Genomic DNA, 15,713 nt, shown 5'->3' with positions numbered 1-15,713 from the left:
CAGCGTTCGTCCTGAGCCAGGATCAAACTCTCCGATAAAGTAGTTTGACTGACTACGCACATCGCTGTGCGATTTTTTAAAAACTGAATTAACAGGTACGTTTTGTCTTGTTTAGTTTTCAAAGATCATTTTGTTCACTTCGTTCAAGCGACTTTATTAGTATAACTCGTTGACTCAGTGAAGTCAATAACTTTTTTTAAGTTATTTTTTCGTTATCGCCTTGTTTAGCGGCAACGAATAATAATATACCACCTAGTAAATAATAGTGCAATAGTTTTTTTGAAGAAATACTAAGGGATTTAAAAAGAGCGGCATCCTTTCTCTATGGAGGATACCGCTCTTCTTTATTAGCGTTGTCTCATTTGCGGGAATAACAGCACATCGCGAATAGAAGGGGCATTCGTCAGCAGCATAACCAGACGGTCGATACCGATGCCTAAACCTCCTGTTGGCGGCATACCGTATTCCAGAGCTTCAACAAAGTCTTCATCCATTAGATGAGCTTCATCATTACCGGCTTCACGCTCTTTTAATTGCGCTTCAAAGCGTTCTCTTTGATCAATAGGATCATTCAGCTCTGTAAACGCGTTGGCATGTTCACGGCCAACGATAAACAGCTCAAAACGGTCTGTAAAACGCGGGTCCTCAGGGTTTTTCTTAGCAAGAGGAGAAATTTCTACAGGATGCCCGTAAATAAACGTTGGCTGAATAAGCGTTTCTTCAATTTTTTGCTCGAAGAATTCGTTGATGATATGGCCTACTGTCATAGAGTCTTTAATTTCTACTCCATGTTCTTTTGCATATTCACGCGCCTGTTCAACAGTAACCTCTTCCCAGAAATCAACGCCGGTCGCTTCTTTGACTGCGTCAACCATATGGATTCTTTTCCACTCCGGTTTAAGGTCGATTTGCTCTTCCCCGTATTGAATCGTAGTTGTGCCAAGCACTTCTTGGGCGATATGAGCGACAAGGTTTTCAGTTAAGCTCATGATATCTTTATAGTCCGCATATGCTTCATATAACTCAATCATTGTAAATTCAGGGTTATGGCGTGTAGAGACACCTTCGTTACGGAAAACACGGCCGATTTCATATACTTTTTCTAAACCGCCGACAATTAGACGTTTTAGGTGCAGTTCGATAGCAATACGCATATAGAGTGGAATGTCTAACGCGTTGTGGTGAGTGATAAACGGACGTGCAGAAGCTCCCCCAGGAATGCTGTGCATTGTAGGTGTTTCTACTTCTAAGTATCCATGATCATCAAGGTATCTTCTCATAGCTTGAATGATCTTGCTTCGTGTAATGAACGTATGTTTGCTGTCTGGGTTTACGATAAGATCCAGGTAGCGCTGACGGTAGCGCTGCTCAACGTCTTTTAAACCATGGTATTTGTCAGGAAGCGGACGAAGCGCTTTTGTCAGCAATTCAAAGGAAGTTGCTTTAACAGACAATTCGCCTACATTTGTTTTGAAGACTTTTCCGGTTACGCCGATAAGATCACCGAGGTCAGAAGACTTGAAGATTTCATATTGGTCGTCACCGACACTGTCTTTTCTTACGTAGATTTGGATTTGGCCTTCTAAATCCTGAAGATGGGCAAAGCCGGCTTTTCCTTTGCCGCGTTTTGTCATCATACGGCCTGCGATTGTAACTTCAATCGCTTTTTCTTCTAACTCTTCTTTGGTTAGATCTTGATATGCCGAAATAACTTCTTGAGACTGATGAGTTCTTTCAAAACGTGCGCCGAATGGATCGATGCCGTTATCTCTCAGCTGATTCATTTTATCGCGTCTGACTTGCAGCTGATCGTTCAATTCTTCATGGTTATGCTCTTCTTGACTCATTGTTATCACTCCATTACAGATATTGTTTCATGAAAAAAGCAGAAAAACTGCCAGCGTAAAACTAGCAGTGAGCAGCAAATAGAGGTGAGTATTATCCTACTTTTGCATTTTGAAGCTCTTTTGCCTCAACTTCAACCGTAAATGCATCTAAAAGCTGTACAAACTCTTCTCTCGTCTCGCAATGATTGATTTCATTACGAACGTTCGCATTGCCTTTCACGCCTTTCAGATACCATGCAGCGTGCTTTCTCATTTCTCTTACCGCTACGTTTTCACCTTTTAAGTCAATCAGGCGGTCAAGATGCAGTTTGCATACGGCCATTTTTTCGCGTACTTGCGGCTCTTCTTTTAATTCACCTGTTTCAAGATACTGAACCGTACGGTAAATCATCCACGGGTTGCCCAATGCAGCGCGTCCGATCATGACCCCGTCTACTCCTGTCTCATCGAGCATACGCTTAGCATCCTGCGGTGTCTTAACATCGCCGTTTCCGATAACCGGAATCGATACTGATTGTTTTACTTCTTTGATGATATCCCAGTTTGCCGTTCCTTCGTACATCTGCACTCTCGTACGGCCGTGAAGCGCCACTGCTTTACCGCCCGCACGTTCTACAGCCTGTGCATTTTTCACTGCGAAAATGTGGTCTTCATCCCAGCCCATTCTCATTTTCACTGTAACTGGTTTATTAACAGCATCCACTACTGCAGAAACCATTTCGTAAATCTTATCAGGGTCGAGAAGCCATTTGGCTCCCGCATCGCATTTTGTAATCTTCGGCACGGGACATCCCATGTTAATATCAATGATATCAGCAGTTGTGTTTTGGTCTACAAACTTCGCCGCTTCCACAAGGGTTTCCTTTTTTCCTCCGAAAATTTGAAGGCTCAGTGGTTTCTCACGTTCATCGATATAAAGCATACCCATTGTTCTTGCATTGTTGTAAAGGATCGCTTTGTCACTGACCATTTCAGCGCATACCAATCCGGCTCCGAATTCCTTTACAGTCAATCTGAACGCAGAGTTGCAGACACCAGCCATAGGTGCGAGCACAACCCGGTTTTTCAATCGAATATCTCCGATTTTGAACAATTTTTCTCCTCCTTTCATTTGTTCTATTTTTCTGGCGGCGCCAATTCGTCCGCACTTATATTTAAAACATCTGCTGCATCTTGAATGATGGCAGCTGACGGCAATCGGTTTCCGCGTTCAATTTCGCCGAGAATAGAAACTGATATACCTAATGCTTTTGCAAATCCTTCTTGAGTATAACCTTTCAGCTTTCTGAATGCACGAATTCGTCTACCCCAGATTTCTGCTTCCATACTCTTACACCTTCTTGGTCTGTTTCGGCGCTTGTAGCCTCTATTTCAACCTGCTGGCAAATTTCCGCAAGCGGCGCAAGGACAAACAAACGCTCATACATTCTCGGATGCGGAACAATTAGTTGCTCTGTTTCAATATTTTCACGATTAAATAACAAAATGTCAAGGTCTGCCGTCCGCGGCCCCCATCTTACTTCCCTTGTTCTGCCTAATTCATTTTCTATCTGCTGCGTCAGTTCAAGGAGTTCAAAAGGGTTCAGTGATGTCTTGATTTCAACAGCCATATTCAAAAATTCAGCTTGATCTTCGTATCCGACCGGTTCAGTTTCGTAAATAGACGACACTTTAGTGACTGTCACCGCAGCATGCTGATGCAGTAAAGCCACTGCTTGCCTTAAATACGTTTCTCTATCTCCAATATTAGATCCAAGTGCAATATAAGCTATGTTGTTCATGACTTTTTTCTCGTGATTTCAATTGCTACTGATTTATAGTGTCCGGGAATTGGCGGGTCTGGCTTAATCACTTTCACCGTACATTGCTGAACCGGCTGAAATTTTTCGAGAACAGTGTCAGCAATACGTTCTGCCAGCGTTTCCACCAATTTTACAGGCTCCCCTTCCACGATATCTTTACATACGTGATAGAGCTCAGCATAGTTAATTGTTTGTTCAAGGTCGTCTGTTTGTCCGGCCTTGCTTAAATCCAGCTCAGCGGTTAAATCGACTTTAAACCGCTGGCCAAGTTTGTTTTCTTCTTTGAACACACCGTGATATCCGTAAAACTCCATACCTTCTACATAAACTTTATCCATGGTGCACCCCTCCCTTATTCAGCATCGCGTCCATCATTTTCGCCATTCTGGCAATTTGTTTTACATCATGGACCCTGACAATGTCACAGCCTTTTTGAATGCCGAGACACACAGTCGCGCCTGTGCCCTCAGCCCGCTCCTCAGGCGGAAGATCCAGAACACGTCCGATGAATCTTTTTCGGGAGGTTGCCAGAAGAACCGGATATCCCAACCCGCTGAAAATCTCCAGTTTGTTCATCACTGCCAAGTTATCGTGATAGGTTTTCGCGAAACCGATACCGGGATCAAGAATAATGTTCTTCTCGTCTACTCCGGCCTCAACAGCAATTTTTACACTCTCCATTAAGTCCGTCAGCATATCCGGCAATAAGTCATTGTAGTTTCTTTCAGGGCGGTTATGCATGAGAACAATTGGAACATTATGTTCAGCTGCAACGGAAGCCATCTTCGGATCATGTTTGGCTCCCCAAATATCATTGATAATGGATGCGCCGGCTTTCACTGCTTCATCTGCGACAGAAGCCTTGTACGTGTCTATAGAAATAGGAACACCAAGCTCTTTCGTAATCCGCTCAATCACCGGAATGACTCTGGACATCTCCTCATCCTCAGATACGCACTCAGCGCCAGGCCTTGTCGATTCCCCTCCGATATCAATGATATGGGCACCATCATCGATCATCTCTTTCGCGTGCAGCAGCGCCTTGTCCAAGCTGTCATATTTTCCACCGTCCGAGAAAGAGTCAGGCGTTACGTTTAAAATTCCCATCACCAGCGTCTTCTCTTTATATGATAAAGCGCTGGGCTTAGTGTGGATTACTTGTGTTTGATCTATTGTGTGCTGCGCCATGCTCTTCCTCCCTTTTCATACATCATGTTCTTTATTTCTTTTTTGTATAACAATTGAAGAGCGGAGGTTGCTTCTCCGCTTTGACTTCCATAGTTTACTTCTTCTATTTTAGTAAACGGGATGATTTCAAGAACCGAGTTCGTCATCCACGCTTCGTCAGCTGTCAAGAGAGCTTCTAGCTCATATCGGCCCGTTTTGAGCTCCAGGCCGATATTCTTTGCATTTTCTATGATAAAACGTCTCGTGACGCCGTCCAGAATACCGGTATCAAGCGATGGCGTATAGATACAGCGACCTTTTCTCCAGAAGACATTAGATATGATACCCTCTGCAACAGCTCCATCCTCCGTTAAGAAAATTCCCTCGACACGCGGATCATTTCCAATTTCCCGTTTCGCATACATATTATTTAGATAATGATGAGATTTTAACCGGAACGATCCCTCTGGAGTGTTTCTCCGTATCGATAAAACCTTTCCTTCTTTTTGCAAAGGAAGACTTTCTGGTTTCAGCTGATTCACAAAGCATAAAACGGTCGGCTTATCGTACGTCTGGGCGACAAAGCCTTTATCGCTGATTCCCGCTGATATGTTCAGTCTGACGCGGGCATTGCCATCCTTGATATCATTTAGCTTAAGCAGCTTGTCCAGCATCTCAAGGATCTCATGCTTTGAAACAGTATATTCGATTTGCAGATCCTTAAGCGCGCGTTCAAGCCTTTCTATATGCCAATCAAGCAAAAACGGGCAGCCTTCGTAGAGCCTGAAGGTTTCGAAAACACCGATCCCATATAAAAACCCATGGTCAAAAGGAGAAAGAACTGCATCTTTCTCCTCCATATACCGGCCGTTCACATATATCATCACGCAATAACTTCCTTGCGATATGTCTCAATAAAATTTCTGAGCATTTCTTTCCCAAAGGAGGTCATAATAGACTCTGGGTGAAATTGCACGCCCTCTATCGGGAGGTCATTGTGGCGAATAGCCATGATTTCTCCTTCTTTCGTTTGTGCTGTTACTGTAAAACAGTTTGGCAGCGTCTCAGGTTTTACGATCAGCGAGTGGTATCGCGTCGCAACAAGGGGGTTTTTCAACCCTTCAAAAATGGTTTTGCCGTCATGCTCGATATCCGAGGTTTTCCCGTGCATAAGCCGTTCTGCCCTAACAACATCACCACCGAACACTTGTGCGATGGACTGATGTCCGAGACATACACCGAAAATAGGAATTTTCCCTGCGAAATGTTTAATTGCTTCGAGGCTTATTCCCGCCTCATCAGGGCTGCACGGTCCGGGAGATATCATCAGAAAGTCCGGAGACAGTTCTTCAATTTCTTCGATTGTGATGCTGTCATTGCGTTTCACAACCAGCTCTTCCCCAAGCTCGCCCAAATACTGTACCAAGTTGTACGTGAATGAATCGTAGTTATCAATCATTAAAATCATTTCTCCGCTCACCTCATCTAATTTTTGTCTCTTCTTTGCTCAGCTCTAATGCTCTTTGCATCGCAAAAGCTTTTTTGAATGATTCCTTGTATTCGTGCTTCGGAACAGAATCAATCACAACTCCTGCGCCGGACTGCATAAATGCCTGCCCTCCGGTTGCATAAATGGTTCGAATGACGATATTAAACTGCAGATCGTGATTATATCCAAACCATCCTATAGATCCAGTATAAAGCCCTCGGCGTGTCGGCTCAAGTTCTTCTATAATTTCCATCGTTCTTACTTTCGGTGCACCAGTAATGGTTCCTCCGGGAAACACAGCATGAATAATATCTACAGCATCATACCCATCCTGCAGTTCACCTTGGACATTAGACACAATGTGCATCACATGCGAGTATTTTTCAATTGCCATGAATTCATTTACGCGCACAGACCCGTAACGTGATACTCTTCCCAGATCATTTCGCTCAAGATCAACCAGCATGACATGTTCCGCGCGTTCTTTTTCATTGTGTATCAATTCGTTTGCAAGCGCCTCGTCTTCTTCATTTGTTTTCCCTCTGGAACGGGTGCCCGCAATCGGTCTTGTCTCTAATAGCTTGCCCTTTTTGCTGACAAGCAGTTCAGGCGATCCGCAAATGATTTGGAAATCAGGTGTTTCTAAATACGCCATATAAGGAGAAGGATTTACTTCTCTCAAGGTTTTGTAAATTTGATATGGGTGGGCAGACAGTGACTGTGACTGCCTTATTGATAGATTGACTTGAAACACATCTCCGCTGGCAATGTATTGTTTGATTTTCTCTACAGCTTGTGAGAACCCATCCTCGGTAAATGGCGCCGCGAAAGAACCATCTGTTTCAGGGTTCATCTCTCGCGAAGAGACAGCGGGAAGCTCAGTCAGCCACATCTGCTCTAACTCAGATAGCTTCACATCCGCTGTTTCCTGATCAGAACCATTAACATGAGTAATCAGCCATAGAGACTCTTCTTGATGGTCATAAACTGCTATATCATCAAAAACAAGAAAATAAATATCTGGTGTTTCTAGATCATCTAATGAGAGCATTTTAAAATTTTCAATGTACCGTGCGTAATCATAGCTGAGAAACCCGATTGCCCCGCCTTGAAAGTCAGGGAACTCATGATTCGTTTCTGTTTCCAGTGTTTTAAACCAGCTGTGGAAGGCCCGTAATGGATCACCTTCTTTAAACAGCATCTCATCACCATGCTTAATTGTAGTTATTCCGTCTTTCCCTTTCACAGTCGCAATTGGATCAAGACCGGCTATACTATATCTGCCGCCTCTTGCACTTTCGAGAAGTACATGATGTTTCCGGGATTGCGCAAGTTTCTCAAATTGTTGTAAGAATGAGTCTTTTTGAAAAGGTATTTTTTTGCCTGCCGGTCTGCGTTGTGCCATTTGTATCATTCCTCTATTTTCTTTTTTACTTGTTTTTAATTGTAAAGCAATGTTGTTAGTGAAAAAAGTGAATTTCTCTTCCAAGAATAACATTCGTCGCAGACATGGCATATTTGATGTACGAAATATAAAAAAACTCCCGGCGGACCGGGAGTTTTGGGTTTTTTAATCGAATTGATACAGCGGCGTGCTTAGATAACGTTCGCCGTTACTTGGAATGATGGCCAATACTTTTTTGCCTTTTCCGAGTTTTTTTGCTACTTGAAGAGCAGCATAAATTGCCGCACCTGATGAGATGCCTCCGAGAATTCCTTCTTCACGTGCAGCTCTACGGGCATATTCGAATGCTTCTTCATTCTTCACAGGGAAGATTTCATCATATACTTCAGTGTTTAAGATGTCCGGCACGAATCCCGCTCCGATTCCCTGAATTTTGTGGGGGCCTGGTTTTCCTCCTGAAAGCACTGGGGAATCTGACGGTTCAACAGCATAAATCTTGATGGAAGGGTATGCTTCCTTCAGCACTTCGCCCGCTCCCGTAATCGTTCCGCCCGTTCCGATTCCGGCTACAAATGCGTCAAGCTGATCATCACCGAATTGCTCAACGATTTCTTTACCCGTTGTTTGGCGGTGAATTTCTGGGTTAGAAGGGTTGTTAAACTGCTGCGGCACAAAGTATCCGTGCTTTTCAGCAAGCTCTTCAGCTTTCTTAATGGCACCTTTCATGCCTTCCGCACCAGGAGTCAGCACAAGCTCAGCACCGTATGCGCGAAGAAGGTTGCGGCGCTCCATGCTCATTGTATCAGGCATAACCAAAATGGCTTTTAATCCTTTAGCAGCAGCAACCATTGCAAGCCCGATTCCAGTATTTCCGCTTGTCGGTTCAATGATTGTATCACCGGCTTTTAATTTTCCTTCTTTTTCAGCCGCTTCAATCATGGCTAAACCGATACGGTCTTTTACACTGCTTCCAGGGTTCATGTATTCAAGTTTTAGATATACATCCGCACTGTTTTCATCTGCAAGTCGATTTAATTTAACGATTGGCGTATTCCCAATTAATTCAGTAATGGAGTTTGCTACACGTACCATTCTCGACACCTCAATTTCCGACTATTTGTATTGGTATTATGTATATAATCTATCAATTTCAAAATTTTTTGTCAATCACTTAGTACTTTTTTCCCCATAAAACCAAGATACATCGGCTTCTTTCCAAAGTGTCTTAACTGTCGCTTTATCGCCTAGCTGATCCATTGCGATTTGCCGTCTGATCTGGTCCTTTACTTCATCAAATGAGAACGTTCTTGCCTTTAGTTTTTCTTTCAGCTGGATAATGGCATATCCGTTGCTGACCTTTATTGGTTCCTGAGACCATTCATCCTCTTTGAGTGTTTTCGCCTCTTCAATGTATGCTGATGGAATGTTGTCTGATGCCTCTGTGACAAAACCTAAATCTCCGCCGTATGGTGATGTATATCTGTCTGTAGATCTTTCGGCAGCGACAGCTTCAAAGCTTGATCCGCCTTTCAGTTCTTTTAGGACTTCTCTCGCTTCTTCTTCATCTTTTACAACAATGTGCCGAATTCGATACGAATCATCAAACTGATATAGTTCCTTATTTTTATTATAGAATGATTCCAATTCTTTGTTTGAGATATCGATATCCCTTGTTAACAATTCCTCAAGGAGGATATTATAACGAATTTGGTCTTTCCACTCTTTCTCCGTCGTATGTTCATCTTCGTAAAAGGAATTATTGACCGCTTTAATCAGCAAAAACTCACGATCAACTTCGCTTTTGGATATTTTAAGGTTGTTCTTTTTAGCCAGCTGCTCAACAACTCGGACATTGATCATATCTTCAAGCGTTGACTTACCATACTGATCTTCCATTTCTTTCAGCCATTCTTCTCTTGTCACACTCTTGCCTCCGATAGTCGCAATAGACTCACCGGATGACGATGCGCCAGCTTGGGATTTCGTCAGCGTATATGCAACAGCAATACAGCAAACCAACAGCGCCCCTAAAATAATGGTCCAGATTGTTCTTGATTTCAAACCTGCTTTCAGCCCCTTTTCTCAAATTAAAAACCCGCTAAAGAGCTTAGCGGGTAGTTTGGTCACGAAGCCCTTCCAGCTCTTCTTTTGTAAATAAGTACTTTTCATTACAAAAATGGCATACTGCTTCGGCTTGTCCATCTTCTTCTATCATATCTTGAATTTCTTTTTTGCCTAGTCCTAAAATGGCTGTTTCGAACCGTTCTTTTGAACAAGGGCAATGGAATCTGACAGGCATCGTTTCCAAAATCTCAGGTTTCTCGCCTAGGACTTCTTCTAAAATTTCTTCTGGTGTCAGCCCTTTTTGGATGAGCTTAGAAATCGGCTCTACTTGAGATAGACGCTGTTCAATTTTTGTGATTGTTTCATCATCTGTTCCCGGCATCAGCTGAATAATAAAGCCCCCTGCCGCAAGAATGGTATTGTCAGGATTTACGAGCACACCTACGCCCACTGATGAAGGAACCTGCTCAGATGACACAAGATAGTAAGTGAAATCATCGCCTAATTCTCCTGAAACGATTTCTACTTGTCCTGTGAAGAACTCGCGCAAACCTAAATCTTTTACGACACTTAACGTTCCGTTTGTTCCAACCGCACGTCTGACATCAAGCTTGCCTTGTTCATTTAAATCAAAATGAACTTGCGGGTTAGAGACATAGGCTCTGACTTCTCCTTTGGCATTGGCATCAGCTACAATAGCTCCGATCGGACCTCCGCCCTCGATTTTCACGGTCAGCTTATCATCGCCCTTCAGCATAGCGCCGAGCATAAGTGAAGCTGTCATTGTGCGGCCCAATGCAGCGGATGCTGTCGGCCACGTACCATGGCGTCTCTGCCCCTCATTTACCATATCAGTCGTTCTCGCTGCATAAGCCCGAACTTTTCCGTCATACGCAAGTGCTTTTACTAAATAATCCATTACTAAACCTCCTATACACTTCCTACGCGGTTTCTTTCATAAATCAATTCCAGCCCTTTAAGGGTTAAGAATGGATCAACGATGTCTATACAATCTGATTCGTTCGCAATGAGCGGCGCCAGGCCTCCTGTCGCAATGACCTTTGGTTCCTGTTTTGCCTGCCATTTCATTCGCTTAACGATTCCTTCCACTTGGCCGACATAGCCAAATAAAATCCCAGATTGCATCGCGCTAACAGTGTTTTTTCCGATAATATTGTCGGGCCGGGTGATTTCGATACGCGGAAGCTTTGCTGCACGCGAGTAAAGCGCCTCTGTCGAAATTGTAATCCCAGGGGCAATCGCCCCGCCCATGTATTGTTTGTTTTCATCAATATAGCAGTACGTTGTGGCGGTTCCGAAATCGACAACAATTAATGGATTGCCGTATAAGTGTATCGCAGCGACAGCATTTACGATTCTGTCTGCCCCCACTTCTTTCGGATTGTCATATTTTATATTTAAACCGGTTTTCATACCTGGACCAACAATTTGAGGCTCGATATGAAAGTATTTTGTGCACATTCTTTCTAACGCAAACATGATTGGCGGCACTACTGACGAAATAATAATGCCATCTATCTGTTCAAACATAAGCCCGGAGTGATCAAATAAGGAGCGCAAAATCATCCCAAACTCATCTTCTGTTTTATGCCTGCTTGTTTCTATACGCCAGTGATATTCTAATTTTCCATCATGATATACACCAAGTACAGTATTGGTGTTCCCCACATCGATAACCAGTAACAACCTCTATCACCACTTTTGAATAGTTTCTCTACTTTACTTTTTACAAACATTCTACAATAACATACACGATCAGCGGCTCATTTGTAAACAAATCGATACCAGAATTGGATGATTGTAAAAGCCGCACCTGAGCCCATCATTTACATAAAAAAACTGCCAGCGTCAGCCGGCAGTTTTTTTAGAAAGAAAGCGAATTACTCTTTCGTATCGTCTTTCTTTTCTTCTGTTTTTGTCAGAATGTTTACTTTCACATCATCATTCTTTTCATCATCTGAGAAATTACGCTCAGGTAATGTTCCATGATCGATAAGGTGTTTGATCTGTTCAGCGTCAAGCGTTTCAACTTTCAGAAGCGTTTGGGCAATCAATTCAAGCTTGTCACGATTTTCAGTCAGGATTTGTTTCGCACGCTCATAACATTCTTTGATGATACGCTGAATTTCCTGATCAATTTCGTAAGCGATTTGATCACTGTAGTTCTGTTCGTTGTTGAAATCACGACCTAAGAATACCTGACCGCCCTGAGACTGTCCAAATTGCAACGGTCCCAGTTTTTCTGACATACCGAATTCCGTAACCATTCGTCTTGCAATATTCGTCGCACGCTGGAAGTCATTGTGCGCCCCTGTGCTGACTTCACCGAAGATAATCTCTTCAGCAACACGTCCGCCCAAGAGGCCGACAATTTTATCAAGCAGCTCCGGCTTTGTTTGGAAATAACGGTCTTCTCTTGGCAGCATAACAGCATAACCGCCAGCCTGGCCCCGAGGAACAATCGTTACTTTATGAACCATATCTGCCTCATCTAAAACGAGACCGATAACGGTGTGTCCGCCTTCGTGATAAGCCACGATATTGCGTTCTTTCTTGGAGATAACGCGGCTCTTCTTAGCGGGTCCGGCAATTACACGGTCCGTCGCTTCGTCAATATCACGCGCATCGATTTTTTTCTTGTTTTGACGAGCTGCTACAAGCGCAGCTTCATTCAAGAGGTTTTCTAAGTCAGCGCCCGAGAAGCCTGGTGTTCTCATGGCAATTGATTTTAGGTTAACCGTTTCATCCAGCGGTTTGTTTCTCGCATGGACTTTCAATACAGCTTCACGGCCAATGACATCTGGGCGGTCCACTGTGATTTGACGGTCAAAACGTCCCGGACGAAGTAAGGCTGGGTCCAAGATGTCCGCACGGTTCGTCGCAGCAATGATGATAATTCCTTCATTAGCGCTGAATCCGTCCATTTCAACAAGCAATTGGTTTAGCGTCTGTTCACGTTCATCGTGTCCACCGCCGAGACCAGCGCCACGCTGACGTCCGACTGCGTCAATTTCATCAATGAAGATCAAACAAGGCGCATTCTTTTTCGCATTTTCAAACAAGTCACGCACACGGGAAGCACCGACCCCTACAAACATTTCAACGAAATCAGATCCGCTGATGCTGAAGAAAGGTACGCCGGCTTCTCCTGCACAAGCCTTGGCAAGCAATGTTTTACCGGTACCCGGAGGCCCGACTAAAAGCACGCCTTTCGGTATTCTGGCGCCAAGCTCGGCAAACTTGCGGGGATCTTTCAGAAACTCAACAACTTCAACAAGTTCTTGCTTTTCTTCGTCAGCCCCTGCAACGTCTTTAAATTTGACGCGTTTCTTTTCCTCTGTATACAGCTTCGCTTTACTCTTGCCAAAGTTCATGACACGGCTGCCGCCGCCTTGAGCCTGATTGAGCAGGAAGAAAAACAGAATAAAGATAATGACAAATGGGATGATGGTCGTCAGGAACGTCACCCATCCGCTTGTTTCTTGAGCGGGCTCAACCTTTACGTCTGTCTTTTTCAAAGCGTTAAATATCTGGTCTGCTCCCTTTCCTTCAGGAACATGAGTCAAAAAGTATTGATCTTTGTCGTAGTTTTTCAGCTGCCCTTTTACCTCATAAACACCTCTGACAGGCTGAACCGATACGCTATCAACTTTCCCGTCATCCAGGTTTTTGATGAACGTACTGTACGACATATTTTCTGTTTTCGGATTTGAGGTCTGGAAGTAGCTCACAACCCCGATTACTACTAATAAAATAAGTAAATAAAAAATGGTATTACGGAAGACCCGATTCATTCCTTACCTCCTCCCACAGTAAGCACAACTATGTTCAATAGTACCATAGAAAATCATTCCAATACAAACAATAACCATCTCGGAAGCAGGCTGCCGATCAGCTTTCATAAACTGCCGGTTTTAACACTCCGATATAAGGCAGATTGCGATAGCGCTCAGCATAATCAAGTCCGTAACCCACTACAAACGCGTCAGGAACTTCAAAACCGACAAAGTCTGCTTTGATGTCCGCTTTTCTTCCGCTCGGTTTATCCAAAAGGGTAACAATCTTAATTGATTTTGCTTTACGGTATCGGAAGAGCTCTACGAGATAACTTAAGGTTAACCCACTGTCGATGATATCTTCAATAATTAAGATGTCCCGGCCCTCTACAGATGTATCCAAATCTTTAATGATTTTTACTTCTCCAGAAGAAACCGTAGAATTTCCGTAGCTTGATACATCCATGAAATCCATTTCCAAATATGTATCAATATGCTTGATAAGATCCGCCATAAAAGGAAGTGCTCCTTTTAACACACCGATTGCCAACGGAAATGTATCTTGATACTCGCTCGTTAATTCTGCACCTAACTCTTTTACTTTCTTTTGTATCTCTTCCTCTGAGATCAGTACTTTCTCGATATCATGTTTCATCATGATTTTGCTTGCCCCCTACACTTTTCATGCTGTCTATATTGTAATACAATGCGGTCGCTGTTTGGAATCACAAGATCTTCAAAAATTGATTTTTTCAAGCCAGGTATCCAGATAATTTCACCGCTTGCGTCCGTCACAATCGGCCAGTTGTCTCTTTCTTGGAGAGGCAGTTTCTTATCAATAAATATATCCTTTACCTTTTTTGAGCCGTTCATCCCTTTTAGTTTGATCCGGTCTCCAGCTTTTCTCGTCCGGATTGTTAAGGGAAACCGCACCTTTTTTTCACTTGTGATAAAAACAGCATTCCCATGTTCTTCAGGCGAGTCCGCATAATGCTTTGCCTCTATCAGATATCCATTAGGGAGCACTGCCGTTTCATCAGCAGCTCCGCTAATTTGGTATTCAAAGGGAACATTTTTGCACTGCCATTGTTCAAATGTAAACAAACATGTCTGATATGATTTGACCACCTTCAGCCCTTTCGGAAAGTCCAGTACTCCTGAAGGACCGCCATTTTCCGCCCAATCGAGAAACTGCTGAATGTGATGGGCCGAAAAGGATGATGGAACGTTTTCATAAAGATAGTTTAATATTAGTTGAACTCCTCTTCTTTGTAAAGGCATCGGGAGGGCAAGCAATTGAGAGGAATTGATTTCAACTGATGTATTAGACTGGCTTGTGATTACTTTATTCATTTCATCTTTCGTTAATGACTGTAAGAATTGCTCATCTTCCGTCAGTGCTTCACTCACTTTCTGAAACCTTTTATGCACATCCGGAGATTCCTGCTTCAAAAACGGGAGCACTGTTTTTCTGAATCTGTTTCTTGTGTAGTCATCTTTGGCGTTGCTTTCATCCGTCCGGTAGCTCAAGCCGTTTTCACGGCAATAGTGAAGGATCTCTTCCTTTGTAATGGTTAAGAACGGCCTGATGATCCGCCCCGTCCCAAAACGTCTAACCGGCTGCATTCCCGCAAGTCCCGTTCCAAGCGTACCCTTAGCCAGTTTCATAAGCATTGTTTCAACCTGGTCATCACCATGATGCGCAAGAGCCAGATAGTCCGCTTGGTGCTTCGACATGATTTCCTCAAAAAACTGGTAGCGGCAATCGCGTGCTGCAGCCTGCTTATTGAGTCCTTTTTCCTGTGCATATGCGGTTACATTGATTTGAGCCGTTTCGCACACGAGCTGTTCAGCTTTACAATAAGCTTGGACAAAACGCATGTCCTCCTCGGATTCCGCACCTCTGAACCGATGGTCAACGTGAGTTGCAATAACATTCGCTGAACGGCCGCATAACGTATGCAACGCGTGAAGAAGAGCCATTGAGTCCGGACCGCCGGAAACGCCTACAATGATTGTCGCCCCTTTTAACGTAAGATTGTGTTTGTTTAAAAAATCTTTGACACTTTTCACAATGTCCTCCTCACAATGAGCAGGTATTTTAAAGATATTCATATCCTAACACTTTCAACCCCTCCAAGC

16 protein-coding genes are annotated in these 15,713 nt (G+C 43.5%); all 16 read right to left on the bottom strand.

The annotated features are described in order from the left end of the window. Positions 1–347 precede the first annotated feature (347 nt). The 16 genes from lysS to tilS all read right to left on the bottom strand — a co-directional run bounded on the left by lysS (position 348) and on the right by tilS (position 15,644). Positions 348–1,847 (bottom strand): lysine--tRNA ligase, encoded by a 1,500-nt coding sequence (gene lysS / locus AC07VD_RS20650; RefSeq protein WP_003226674.1) that lies wholly within the window; start codon positions 1,845–1,847, stop codon positions 348–350. A 91-nt stretch (positions 1,848–1,938) separates the two neighbouring features. Beyond that, positions 1,939–2,940: a tRNA dihydrouridine synthase DusB gene (gene dusB, locus AC07VD_RS20645; RefSeq protein WP_494721966.1), complete on the bottom strand. Its 1,002-nt coding sequence runs from the start codon at positions 2,938–2,940 to the stop codon at positions 1,939–1,941. 23 nt (positions 2,941–2,963) lie between these two features. Beyond that, positions 2,964–3,173, bottom strand: a complete 210-nt coding sequence (locus tag AC07VD_RS20640) for a helix-turn-helix domain-containing protein (protein WP_003226678.1) — start codon at positions 3,171–3,173, stop codon at positions 2,964–2,966. Further along, positions 3,125–3,628: a 2-amino-4-hydroxy-6-hydroxymethyldihydropteridine diphosphokinase gene (gene folK, locus AC07VD_RS20635; RefSeq protein ID WP_124060169.1), complete on the bottom strand. Its 504-nt coding sequence runs from the start codon at positions 3,626–3,628 to the stop codon at positions 3,125–3,127. Before folK ends, AC07VD_RS20640 begins: the two co-directional genes overlap by 49 nt. Continuing rightward, the gene (folB, locus tag AC07VD_RS20630; protein ID WP_024571694.1) at positions 3,625–3,987 is read right to left on the bottom strand and encodes a dihydroneopterin aldolase; all 363 of its coding nucleotides are present in this window, start codon (positions 3,985–3,987) and stop codon (positions 3,625–3,627) included. The genes folK and folB overlap by 4 nt, the downstream gene beginning before the upstream one ends. Beyond that, positions 3,980–4,837, bottom strand: coding sequence for a dihydropteroate synthase (gene folP / locus AC07VD_RS20625; RefSeq protein WP_144530805.1), 858 nt, complete (start codon positions 4,835–4,837; stop codon positions 3,980–3,982). The genes folB and folP overlap by 8 nt, the downstream gene beginning before the upstream one ends. Then, positions 4,819–5,700, bottom strand: coding sequence for an aminodeoxychorismate lyase (pabC, locus tag AC07VD_RS20620; RefSeq protein WP_003226685.1), 882 nt, complete (start codon positions 5,698–5,700; stop codon positions 4,819–4,821). The genes folP and pabC overlap by 19 nt, the downstream gene beginning before the upstream one ends. Next, positions 5,700–6,284, bottom strand: coding sequence for an aminodeoxychorismate/anthranilate synthase component II (gene pabA / locus AC07VD_RS20615; RefSeq protein ID WP_015715111.1), 585 nt, complete (start codon positions 6,282–6,284; stop codon positions 5,700–5,702). The genes pabC and pabA overlap by 1 nt, the downstream gene beginning before the upstream one ends. Positions 6,285–6,297: 13 nt before the next feature. Then, positions 6,298–7,710, bottom strand: coding sequence for an anthranilate synthase component I family protein (locus AC07VD_RS20610; RefSeq protein WP_044052656.1), 1,413 nt, complete (start codon positions 7,708–7,710; stop codon positions 6,298–6,300). Positions 7,711–7,875: 165 nt separating this feature from the next. After that, positions 7,876–8,802 carry a cysteine synthase A gene (gene cysK / locus AC07VD_RS20605; RefSeq protein WP_003218399.1) on the bottom strand — a complete coding sequence of 309 codons (927 nt, stop codon included), beginning with the start codon at positions 8,800–8,802 and terminating at the stop codon, positions 7,876–7,878. A 75-nt stretch (positions 8,803–8,877) separates the two neighbouring features. Further along, the gene (locus tag AC07VD_RS20600; RefSeq protein ID WP_024571698.1) at positions 8,878–9,771 is read right to left on the bottom strand and encodes a peptidyl-prolyl cis-trans isomerase; all 894 of its coding nucleotides are present in this window, start codon (positions 9,769–9,771) and stop codon (positions 8,878–8,880) included. A gap of 46 nt (positions 9,772–9,817) precedes the next feature. Continuing rightward, positions 9,818–10,693 carry a redox-regulated molecular chaperone HslO gene (gene hslO / locus AC07VD_RS20595; protein ID WP_003226695.1) on the bottom strand — a complete coding sequence of 292 codons (876 nt, stop codon included), beginning with the start codon at positions 10,691–10,693 and terminating at the stop codon, positions 9,818–9,820. Positions 10,694–10,704: 11 nt separating this feature from the next. Beyond that, positions 10,705–11,481, bottom strand: coding sequence for a type III pantothenate kinase (locus AC07VD_RS20590; protein ID WP_010886388.1), 777 nt, complete (start codon positions 11,479–11,481; stop codon positions 10,705–10,707). A 194-nt stretch (positions 11,482–11,675) separates the two neighbouring features. Beyond that, positions 11,676–13,589, bottom strand: coding sequence for an ATP-dependent zinc metalloprotease FtsH (gene ftsH / locus AC07VD_RS20585; protein ID WP_003243881.1), 1,914 nt, complete (start codon positions 13,587–13,589; stop codon positions 11,676–11,678). A 97-nt stretch (positions 13,590–13,686) separates the two neighbouring features. Continuing rightward, positions 13,687–14,229, bottom strand: coding sequence for a hypoxanthine phosphoribosyltransferase (hpt, locus tag AC07VD_RS20580; RefSeq protein ID WP_003226700.1), 543 nt, complete (start codon positions 14,227–14,229; stop codon positions 13,687–13,689). Next, positions 14,226–15,644: a tRNA lysidine(34) synthetase TilS gene (tilS, locus tag AC07VD_RS20575; RefSeq protein WP_185184623.1), complete on the bottom strand. Its 1,419-nt coding sequence runs from the start codon at positions 15,642–15,644 to the stop codon at positions 14,226–14,228. The genes hpt and tilS overlap by 4 nt, the downstream gene beginning before the upstream one ends. Between the last annotated feature and the right edge of the window lie 69 nt (positions 15,645–15,713).

The sequence above is a fragment of the Bacillus sp. GW821-FHT01G09 genome, assembly GCF_059422205.1.
Note: the sequence above shows the minus strand (reverse complement) of the source record. Positions and strands in the feature narration are given on the sequence as shown.

Coding starts and splice junctions, on each gene's coding strand:
- lysS (WP_003226674.1), bottom strand. CDS start 1,847: ATGAGTCAAGAAGAGCATAACCATGAAGAATTGAACGATCAGCTGCAA.
- AC07VD_RS20640 (WP_003226678.1), bottom strand. CDS start 3,173: ATGGAAGCAGAAATCTGGGGTAGACGAATTCGTGCATTCAGAAAGCTG.
- folK (WP_124060169.1), bottom strand. CDS start 3,628: ATGAACAACATAGCTTATATTGCACTTGGATCTAATATTGGAGATAGA.
- folB (WP_024571694.1), bottom strand. CDS start 3,987: ATGGATAAAGTTTATGTAGAAGGTATGGAGTTTTACGGATATCACGGT.
- folP (WP_144530805.1), bottom strand. CDS start 4,837: ATGGCGCAGCACACAATAGATCAAACACAAGTAATCCACACTAAGCCC.
- pabC (WP_003226685.1), bottom strand. CDS start 5,700: ATGATATATGTGAACGGCCGGTATATGGAGGAGAAAGATGCAGTTCTT.
- pabA (WP_015715111.1), bottom strand. CDS start 6,284: ATGATTTTAATGATTGATAACTACGATTCATTCACGTACAACTTGGTA.
- AC07VD_RS20610 (WP_044052656.1), bottom strand. CDS start 7,710: ATGGCACAACGCAGACCGGCAGGCAAAAAAATACCTTTTCAAAAAGAC.
- cysK (WP_003218399.1), bottom strand. CDS start 8,802: ATGGTACGTGTAGCAAACTCCATTACTGAATTAATTGGGAATACGCCA.
- hslO (WP_003226695.1), bottom strand. CDS start 10,693: ATGGATTATTTAGTAAAAGCACTTGCGTATGACGGAAAAGTTCGGGCT.
- ftsH (WP_003243881.1), bottom strand. CDS start 13,589: ATGAATCGGGTCTTCCGTAATACCATTTTTTATTTACTTATTTTATTA.
- hpt (WP_003226700.1), bottom strand. CDS start 14,229: ATGATGAAACATGATATCGAGAAAGTACTGATCTCAGAGGAAGAGATA.